This window comes from Nocardia brasiliensis IFM 10847, assembly GCF_000710915.1.
GTDB lineage: Bacteria > Actinomycetota > Actinomycetes > Mycobacteriales > Mycobacteriaceae > Nocardia > Nocardia brasiliensis_A.
Genome location: NZ_BAUA01000084.1, coordinates 22,581 through 31,482, shown reverse-complemented (window position 1 = coordinate 31,482; position 8,902 = coordinate 22,581). Strand labels below are relative to the sequence as shown.

General features: G+C 70.8%; 9 protein-coding genes. 6 read left to right on the top strand and 3 right to left on the bottom strand.

Features of this window, described 5'->3' with window-relative positions; translation table 11 throughout:
• Positions 1 to 862, top strand: an 862-nt coding sequence (locus tag NBRGI_RS18030) for a helix-turn-helix transcriptional regulator (protein WP_036559688.1), incomplete at its 5' end; no start/stop codon positions are given.
• An 84-nt stretch (positions 863 to 946) separates the two neighbouring features.
• Here NBRGI_RS18030 and NBRGI_RS18025 read toward each other — a convergent pair.
• Positions 947 to 1,876 (bottom strand): SMP-30/gluconolactonase/LRE family protein, encoded by a 930-nt coding sequence (locus NBRGI_RS18025; protein ID WP_029897762.1) that lies wholly within the window; start codon positions 1,874 to 1,876, stop codon positions 947 to 949.
• 115 nt (positions 1,877 to 1,991) lie between these two features.
• Here NBRGI_RS18025 and NBRGI_RS18020 point away from each other — a divergent pair, with 115 nt between their 5' ends.
• The 4 genes from NBRGI_RS18020 to NBRGI_RS18005 are packed head-to-tail and all read left to right on the top strand — an operon-like array spanning position 1,992 to position 5,276.
• A complete protein-coding gene (locus NBRGI_RS18020; protein WP_036559698.1) occupies positions 1,992 to 2,717 on the top strand; it encodes an alpha/beta hydrolase in 726 nt (241 codons plus the stop codon).
• Positions 2,718 to 2,756: 39 nt separating this feature from the next.
• Entirely contained in the window at positions 2,757 to 3,194 is a 438-nt protein-coding gene (locus NBRGI_RS18015) for a hypothetical protein (RefSeq protein WP_029897758.1), read from the top strand.
• Positions 3,187 to 4,503, top strand: coding sequence for a PPE domain-containing protein (locus NBRGI_RS18010; RefSeq protein WP_148310862.1), 1,317 nt, complete (start codon positions 3,187 to 3,189; stop codon positions 4,501 to 4,503). Before NBRGI_RS18015 ends, NBRGI_RS18010 begins: the two co-directional genes overlap by 8 nt.
• A complete protein-coding gene (locus tag NBRGI_RS18005; RefSeq protein WP_029897754.1) occupies positions 4,500 to 5,276 on the top strand; it encodes an ESX secretion-associated protein EspG in 777 nt (258 codons plus the stop codon). The genes NBRGI_RS18010 and NBRGI_RS18005 overlap by 4 nt, the downstream gene beginning before the upstream one ends.
• Positions 5,277 to 5,297: 21 nt before the next feature.
• On the opposite strand, the gene NBRGI_RS18000 is transcribed toward NBRGI_RS18005, so the two are convergent.
• A complete protein-coding gene (locus NBRGI_RS18000) occupies positions 5,298 to 5,933 on the bottom strand; it encodes a phosphoribosyltransferase (protein WP_029897752.1) in 636 nt (211 codons plus the stop codon).
• 110 nt (positions 5,934 to 6,043) lie between these two features.
• Positions 6,044 to 6,892 (bottom strand): carbon-nitrogen hydrolase family protein, encoded by an 849-nt coding sequence (locus tag NBRGI_RS17995; RefSeq protein ID WP_081878129.1) that lies wholly within the window; start codon positions 6,890 to 6,892, stop codon positions 6,044 to 6,046.
• Positions 6,893 to 6,954: 62 nt separating this feature from the next.
• On the opposite strand from NBRGI_RS17995, the gene NBRGI_RS17990 reads away from it, so the two are divergent.
• A complete protein-coding gene (locus NBRGI_RS17990) occupies positions 6,955 to 8,736 on the top strand; it encodes a DEAD/DEAH box helicase (protein ID WP_029897748.1) in 1,782 nt (593 codons plus the stop codon).
• Positions 8,737 to 8,902: the final 166 nt, after the last annotated feature.

The following is an 8,902-nucleotide window of genomic DNA, read 5'->3' as shown; positions in this document are numbered from 1 at the left end:
GGTGCGCCGCGATATCGACCGGCTGCGCGAACTCGGCTACCCGGTCGAGGCGACGATGGGCGCGACCGGTGGCTACCGCCTGGTCGCGGGATCGGCTCTGCCGCCGTTGCTGATCGAGGACGACGAGGCGGTCGCCATCGCGGTCGGCCTGCGGGCCGCGGCCGGTTACGCGGTCGCGGGCATCGAGGAGGCGTCGGTGCGCGCGCTGACCAAGTTGGAGCAGGTGCTGCCCACGAAGTTGCGTCGTCGCGTCCGGGTGCTCGGCACGGCGCTGGCCGCACCGGCCGATGCCGGGCCCGCGGTCGATCCCGAGGTGCTGACCACGTTGGCGGCCGCCGTGACCAACCGGGAGCGAGTACGTTTCACCTATCGCGATGCCGCGGGGCGCGAGACCCGCAGGCACGCCGAGCCTGCCGGATTGGCGCCGGCCCGGCACCGCTGGTACCTCGTCGGATACGACCTCGACCGGGACGACTGGCGGGTCTACCGGGTGGACCGCATCGAGAATCCGCTGCCCACCGCGGCCCGCTGCGTCCCCCGTGAGCTGCCCGCCGCCGATCCCGGCGCCTACGTCGCGGGCCGCCGAACCGATTGGGGCACACCGACTTATCGCCTGTCGGTCACGATTCGCGCACCCCTGCACCGGATCGCGGGACGGATCGGCGACGACCCCGGCGAACTGATCGCCCTCGACGAGCACAGCTGCCGCCTCGACGGCGTGCGCGACGATGCCCCGGAATGGTTGGCCCACCGCTTGATCGGACTCGGTGTCGACTTCGAGGTGCACGATTCGCCCGAGCTGACCCGCGCACTCCACGCCGCCGCACGGCGTATTCACCGCGCGGTCGGCGCACCGGACTGACCCTGCGAATCCGGCTTGGACACAAGCACTGTGCACAGGACGGCCCGCCCCATGATCGAGGCAGGGCCGTCCGGCGCAGGTCGATCAGCCCGGCAGCTGGATGCGCAGCACCGCGCCGCGCTCGGTGCCCGCGATCAGTTCGTTCGGCGCACCGGGGATGGCGGTCACCGAGGTGAGCGGTTCGCCACTGAGCACGGCGCAGGTGGCGCCGGTGCTGGGCACGACCCGGGCCAGCTGGCCGCCGAGGGTGGTCACCAGCAAGCTGCCGTCCCGATCGATCAGGAGATCGTCCACGAAATCCGGGATGGCGGGCAGCGGCGAGGACAGGTCGGCCACCACGGACGCCTCGCCCGGGGCGTCGATCGGAACCCGCTGAATCCGGCCCAGCGGCCCGCCGTTCGACGTCACATACAGCGTGCGGTCGTGCACGACGACGCCGTTGGCACTCGTCTTGGGCGCCTGCTCGGTCCACGCGGTGTCGATGCTGCCGTCCGGGCGGATACGGATCACGCCGGACATCGACGCACCCACGTAGAGGTAGCCGTCGGCGTCGAAGGCCGCGCCGTTCGGCATCGTGGTCAAGCCCGAGACGAACACCTCCGGCTTCGGCGCGGCGGCCGTGGGATCGAAGCGGACGAGACCGCCGGGCCGGACCAGGCTGGTCGGGCTGTCACCGTAGACGACGTAGAGCAGTCCGTCTGGTCCGCTGCGCACGGCGCCCGGGAACTCCACCGGGACGGTCGCGGTCAGCGCGCCGGTGTGGTCGTAGCGCTGCACCACATTGCGGTACGGCCGGGACACCCACAGGTTGCCCGCCGTGTCGTACCCGACGTTCTCCGACCAATCCAGCATCGGCAACCCGGCGGGCACCGCGGTCACGGCGGCCGCGGACGCGCACGCGGCGATCGGGGTCGGCGCGGCATCGGGTTCGGCGGCCGCGACCGGCATGCCACAGGCCAGCGCGACCAGCACCGCGGGCCACAACAGCGCACCTGAACGACGTAGTTTTCGCAACGAGCACCTCGGGTTCTGTCCGCACCGACACGACAATCGGCAGGCAGTCTAGCCCGCCCTCCGCCGATACCTCATGAACTCCGCTGAGCAGCACGATCTTTGGCAAGATCTGGATATGCCATATTTCGACGGCGCGCGCGGGCGGCTGCACTATCGGCGGTGGCCGATCGATCGGAGTGTCGCCACGGTGCTGTTGCTACCGGGCATGGGCCAGCACAGCGGCCACTACCACCGCTTCGCGCGCACCCTCACCGCCGCCGAGATCGACCTGTGGGCGCTCGACACCGCCGGGCACGGGCTCAGCGAGGGCGATCCGCACGCGCCGGGCACCTTGACCGAACTGGTCGCGGACGCGGTGCGGCTGTTCGATCTCGTCCGCGCGACGGCCCCGGCGCCGCCACTGCTGCTGCTGGGGCATTCGCTCGGCGCGGTGACCGCGCTCGGCCTGCTCGGCGCGGCGGTGCCGGACGCGGCAGGCGAGCCGGCGGGCCGGACCGCGCTCGAGCGCGACTTGCCGCTGCGACCTGCGGTGCCGTTGGACGCGCTGGCCGGTCTGGTGCTGTCCGGCACCCCGAAACGCGCGCTCGGCGGCGGCAGTCCCGGCGCGCCGGGAACCCCACTGCCGCGCACACTTCCGATCCTGGCGGTGCACGGCGAGGAGGATCGGCGGGCGCCGATTGATGCCGTAAGGGTATGGACTGGACGCCACGAGTCGGTAGATTTACGGGCGTACGCCGACGCTGGGCACGATCTCCTGCACGAACCGGTGCACGCGCGGGTCGCTGCCGACATCGCGGACTGGATGCGGGGTGTCGTCGCGGGGTTGGCGCGACGTCCGTGAACCGAGCACGCTTCATGAGATGAGGAAGGGGGACGCGAGGTGCCATCGAACGAGAACGCCAACGGCGTCGCACGCCCGGAACTGTCGGGATACACCGCGCCGGGCGTCACCGCCGCCGCACTGCATCGCGCGGTCGACGAGGGGGACCTGTGGATCGACGGCGTGCTCGTCGCCGAGGGGGTGCACGAACGCTGCGCCCGCCGCTACGAGGAACTCGCCAACCAGATCGAAGATCAGATGCGCGTGCTCAGCGCGGCGGCGTCGCTGCCGGGGTTCGGCGGCTTCGCCTCCGGTGACGCGCTGCGCGGCGGCTTCGAGAACAAGGCGCACGGGGCGCTCACCCGGATGTGGGAATACGCCGAGGCCGCCAGGGAACTCGCGCTGACCTTCCGTGCGGCCGCCACCAAGTACCAGGGTGCGGACCACGCACTCGCGGTGGCCGTCGACCGGATCGACGTGGGAGCAGCCCATGCGTAAATTGCCACGCACCCCGGATCATCCCGCCGTGCGGCGCACCGATCCCGCGTACGCGCCGACCGTCGAGATGTTCGACGCGATGACCCATCGGGAGATCCACGACAAGGTCGCGCTGCTCAAACCCGCCGTGCTCACCGGCGGGCAGCAGTCGTGGGGCCAGGCCGCCGCCGGATTGGCCGACGCGGTCGCCCAGGCGCACACCGAGATTCGCGCGGCCATCGCCGACGGCTGGCGCGGCAGCGGCGCGCAGAACGCGGCCGACGCGGTGTACGCGTTCGAGCAGACCGGCCAGGACCTGGCCGACGTGCTCGCGGTCGTCTCACAACGGCTCGGCCAGGCCGGTGACGCGGCCGAGGCGTTACGCAAGGCCGTCGTCGCCCCCACCGCGAGCGCACCCGATCTCGGTGCCGCGCTACTGGATCCGACGCAGGCCACCACCAACGCGGCCGACCAGAAGGCAGCCGAGCACAGCCGCCAGGACACCGTGCGCGCGATGAACGATATCTACGCCGGTGTGCTGATCCCCACCGGCAACGATGTGCCCGCCTTCCTCGACCAGCAGTCCAACGGCGCGGCGGACGCGCCGGGCAGCTGGCCGGCGAGCAAGCTGACCGGGGCCGACATCAGCGTGGAAAGCCCGGCGGTGCAGCAGGTTCCGGCCGACCCGGGGAACACCGAGGTGCGCCTCGGCACCGGGGCGGCCGCGGCGGCCCCCGAGACGACGGCACCAGATACCGTTGCCGAACCGGTCGAGGAGCCCGAACCGACCACCACGGCGGGTGCCGCCACCGCACCGGCGACCGCGGACGCACCGGCTGCCGCGCCGACCCGGGTGGGCACCGTCACCGCCGGTGTCGATGCCCCGCTGTCGACCGCACCGGCCGCGGTCCGGGTGCCTGGCGCGCCGAGCACCGCCACCACCGTGGCGGCGTCGGCTCAGCCGGTCTCCGTTCCGTCCGTGCCGGGCAGCGCCGCGGCGGCCCCGGCCGACGATCAGCGCAAGCGCGAAGAACGCCGCAAAGACAGCAGCAGCGACGCCGTCACCGGTTTGGGTGCGGGCGCGATGGGCGGGTTGATGGGCGGCGCGCTCGCCATGGGCGACACCCCGCGGCCGGGTGCCAGCGTGGCCGCGAACGCCGCGTCCACGGCCCGCGCCGCGCGCTTCGACGACGAAGACGAGTACGAGGACGACTTCCACTTCGACGACATGCCCACCTATCTCGAACCCTCCGACGAGGGCGGTGAACTGATCGGCTCGATCGATCCGACCACACCGCCGGTGCTCGGGGAGTGGACCGAACTGGAGTGAACTGGACGCTGACCCCGGACCAGTTCGCGCTGGCCTGGGAGCGCACCGACGGCGATCGGATGCCCTACCCCTTGGCCGTTCGACTATCCGCGCGCGACACCGACGAGCGCGCGGCGCAGTTACCCGAGCTGCACCGCTGGTGCGATCAGACGCTCGACGCCGACCTGGAAGCCGCGCTGCGCGTGCTCGGCGCGCCGGAGCTGCGAATCGAGGTGTTCGGCGAACGCGACAGCGCCGCAGCCGATCCGGACGTGCCCGAGAGCCGGCCGGTGCGGGTGCTCGGCGCGGCGGCGGGCAACGTCGCGGTGGTCGCCGCGCAGCGGCCCGGGCCGAGCCCGGATCACGGCGGTGATCTGCGGCTGTTCGTCGGCACCGGGAAAAGCCTTACCGCCCGGGTTGTTTCGATGTTGCCGGAGAACGCGCCCGGCAGCACGCCCCGGCTCACCGCGCCGCTGGCCCGGGTCGGCGAGGACAGCCGAGACCTGGTCACCGTGCCGGTCGCCGGGCCGTCGGTGCCCACTCGCATCCGGCGCCTGCTGCGGCAACCCCGCGACGGCATCGGCCAGATCGTGGTGTCCGCCCGCCGCGAGGACGGCGAACTGCGCCCCTTCGGCGTCCTCTGCTGGATCGACGTCCGCGACGACGGCCGCTACTCGGTACGCACCGGCACCGACGTAGACATCGTCCCCGTCACCGCCCAAGCCTTCATCGCCCAACTACGCCCCATGGTCGAAGCCGCCGCCCGCACCGCCACCTACGCCCAACGCTGGTAAACCCAGCCACTCCGAGCCCGACTACTGGTTCGGGTGGGCGAGTAGGGCGGTGACTTCGGTGTCGTCCAGTTGGTGGAAGTCTTCGTAGGCGGTGCCTACGCCGCCCAGGGTGTGCGGGACCAGGGGGCAGAACACCTGGTCGGCTTCGGCGGCCACCCGGCGCAGCGCCTCGGCCGAGGAGACCGGCACGGCGACGACGAGTTGGGCCGGATGGTGCAGGCGCGCGACGCGGCAGGCGACCACGACGGTCGCGCCGGTGGCCATGCCGTCGTCGACGATGACCACGCTGCGCCCTTCCAGGGGAAGCGGTTTCGCCTCTCCGCGCCAAACGGTGCGGCGGCGGATCAGTTCCGCGCGTTCGAGGTCTTCGATCTCGGCGAACTCCTGCGGCGATATCTCCAGGTGCGCCAGGACATCTCCGTTGAGCACCCGCACGCCGTCCTCGCCGATCGCGCCCATCGCCAGCTCCGGCTGCCACGGCACTCCGAGCTTGCGGACCAGCAGGATATCGAGATCGCCGCCGATGACATCGCGGACCGCGGCGGCAACCGGAACGCCGCCGCGGGGCAGACCGAGCAGCAGCGGATCGGCCGCGCGCAGCCGCTCCAGACGAGTACCGAGCGCACGACCGGCCGATGTCCGATCCGCGTAGATCATCCACCAAAACGCTACGCCCACCCCTCCCCCGACCACCACCCTTCGACGAATCCTCCGCGACCCGCGACCTGACCGTCCGCAGTGAATCGCTGAAGGAAACCGCGCTCCGCTCAGCTGGGGTCGGCGATGGCGAAGCGACGCAGGTCGAGGCTGGGGTTGGTCTTGCGGACCTCGGCGAGGCGCGCGAGGTCGACGCTCGCGGTGAGTACTCCGGTCTCCTCGCCGAGTTCGGTGAGTACCGCGCCGGTGGGGTCGATGATCATCGAGGCGCCTGCGCCGCGCGGTGCGGCTTGGTCGGCAGCGGCCACGTAAACGGTGTTCTCGATGGCGCGGGCGCGCAGCAGCGTCGTCCACTGGTCCACCTTGGCGGGGCCGGGGATCCATTGCGCGGGCAGCAGCAGCACCTGGGCGCCCGCCGTGGCCACCCGGCGAATGCCTTCCGGAAAACGCAGATCGAAACAGGTCTGCATGCCGAATGTCACATCCGCCACAGCGAAGGTGGCCGGCGCGGTGATCGCGCCGGGCTCCACCACCTCCGATTCGAGGAAGCCGAAGGCGTCGTAGAGATGCACCTTCCGGTACTGCGTGACGAGCGTCCCGTCAGGTCCGAGGACGACGAGCGTGTTGCGGATCCGGTCCCCGCCCGGCGCGATCTGCTCCACCGTTCCGGCGACCAAATGCACCTGGAATTCGCGGGCGATGGCGCCGAGTCCGGTGACGAACGGGCCGGTCAGGGGTTCGGCGACGGCGATGACGCGCTCATCGAGCCGGGTGACGGCAAACATCGAGTATTCCGGCGCGACGACCACCCGCGCACCCCGATCGCGGGCGGTGCGCACGTGCTCGCGCAGCGCCGAGAGGTTGGCCGCCGGATCGGTGCCGGGGGCGAACTGGACGACCGCAACGTCCAGCAGGTTCGGCCGTGTCGTTTGATTCGTATCGGCGCTGTCGGGTTGCATACGTCTCACCGTATTGGGCCGGTGGCCGAGCAGACCAGCACGAGGCAGTAAACTCCTGGTCAATGAGTACCAATCAGGTCGACAGCGTTCCTGGCGACAACGACAGGGACAACGACGGCCCGACTTTCGCCGATCTCGGCATCGATGACCGCATCCTCGCGGCCATCGCCGATGTGGGCTACGAGTCGCCGTCGCCGATTCAGGCTGCGACGATTCCGCCGCTGCTGTCGGGCGCCGATGTGGTCGGCCTCGCGCAGACCGGCACCGGCAAGACCGCGGCGTTCGCGATCCCGATCCTGATGGGTCTGGACACTTCCGGCAAACTCCCGCAGTCGCTGGTGCTGGCGCCGACCCGAGAGCTCGCGATCCAGGTGGCCGAGGCGTTCGGCCGCTACGCCACGCACATCCCGGGGCTGCACGTGCTGCCGATCTACGGCGGCCAGGCCTACGGGGTCCAGCTGTCCGGCCTGCGCCGCGGCGCGCACGTGGTGGTCGGCACGCCGGGCCGGGTGATCGATCACCTGGAGAAGGGCACCCTCGACCTGTCGCAGCTGAAGTACCTGGTGCTCGACGAGGCCGACGAGATGCTGAAGATGGGCTTCCAGGAGGACGTCGAACGCATCCTCAAGGACACGCCCGCGGGCAAGCAGGTCGCGCTGTTCTCCGCCACCATGCCCGCGGCGATCCGCAAGATCTCCAAGCAGTACCTCAACGATCCGGTCGAGATCACCGTCAAGTCGAAGACCTCGACCGCCACCAACATCACCCAGCGCTGGGTGCAGGTCTCGCATCAGCGCAAGCTCGACGCGCTCACCCGGATCCTCGAGGTCGAGTCGTTCGAGGCGATGATCATCTTCGTGCGCACCAAACAGGCCACCGAGGAGCTCGCCGAAAAGCTGCGCGCCCGGGGCTTTTCCGCGGCCGCGATCAACGGTGACATCGCGCAGAACCAGCGCGAGCGCACCATCGGTCACCTGAAATCGGGCACGCTGGACATCCTCGTCGCCACCGACGTGGCCGCGCGCGGCCTCGACGTGGACCGCATCTCGCACGTGGTCAACTACGACATCCCGCACGACACCGAGTCCTACGTGCACCGCATCGGCCGCACCGGCCGGGCCGGGCGCAGCGGCGAGGCGTTGCTGTTCGTCGCCCCGCGCGAACGGCACCTGCTCAAGTCGATCGAGCGGGCCACCCGCCATCCGCTCGAAGAGATGCAGCTGCCCAGCGTCGACGACGTCAACGCCCAGCGCGTCGCCAAGTTCGGCGACGACATCACCGAGAGCCTGACCTCGGCGAACCTCGCGCTGTTCCGCAGGCTCATCGAGGATTACGAACGCGAGCACGATATTCCGCTGGTCGATATCGCGGCGGCGCTGGCCGTGCTCTCCCGCGACGGCGACAACTTCCTCATGCAGCCCGAACCGCCGGAGCCGGTGCGCGAGCGCCGGGAACGCCCGCGCCGGTTCGAAGGTGACGACGACCGTTCCGGTTTCGGCACGCATCAACGCCAGACCGGTGCCGAACTCGCGACCTATCGGATCAGCGTCGGCAAGCGCCACCGCGTGGTGCCCGGCGCGATCGTCGGCGCCATCGCCAACGAGGGTGGGCTGCGGCGCAGCGACTTCGGGCACATCAGCATCCGCCCGGACCACAGCCTGGTCGAGCTACCCGCGAACCTGCCGCCGGAGACGCTGGAAGCGTTGCGGCGCACCAGGATCAGCGGCGTGCTCATTCAGCTCACGCCCGATCAGGGCCCGCCGGGACAGCGCTCGTTCTCCCGTGGGCCGCGCCGGGAAGGCGGCACCGGCAAGCGCCCGGAACGGCGTAAGCCACGCTCCTGAACCGGGGAGGGTAAGCCGAGGTCAGACCGGCTAGCTACAGTGTTGCCGTCCGGTGCGTAATGAAGCGCTAACGGCAGCGGGTGTCCCGCGATAACTCGACGTGTGATGAGCGACAATGGCGCGAGCCGCTCATCGGCGCCGACCGGGTGGGGGTGTCCCGCAGAGA

Coding starts and splice junctions, on each gene's coding strand:
- NBRGI_RS18020 (WP_036559698.1), top strand. CDS start 1,992: ATGCCATATTTCGACGGCGCGCGCGGGCGGCTGCACTATCGGCGGTGG.
- NBRGI_RS18010 (WP_148310862.1), top strand. CDS start 3,187: ATGCGTAAATTGCCACGCACCCCGGATCATCCCGCCGTGCGGCGCACC.
- NBRGI_RS18000 (WP_029897752.1), bottom strand. CDS start 5,933: ATGATCTACGCGGATCGGACATCGGCCGGTCGTGCGCTCGGTACTCGT.
- NBRGI_RS17995 (WP_081878129.1), bottom strand. CDS start 6,892: ATGCAACCCGACAGCGCCGATACGAATCAAACGACACGGCCGAACCTG.
- NBRGI_RS17990 (WP_029897748.1), top strand. CDS start 6,955: ATGAGTACCAATCAGGTCGACAGCGTTCCTGGCGACAACGACAGGGAC.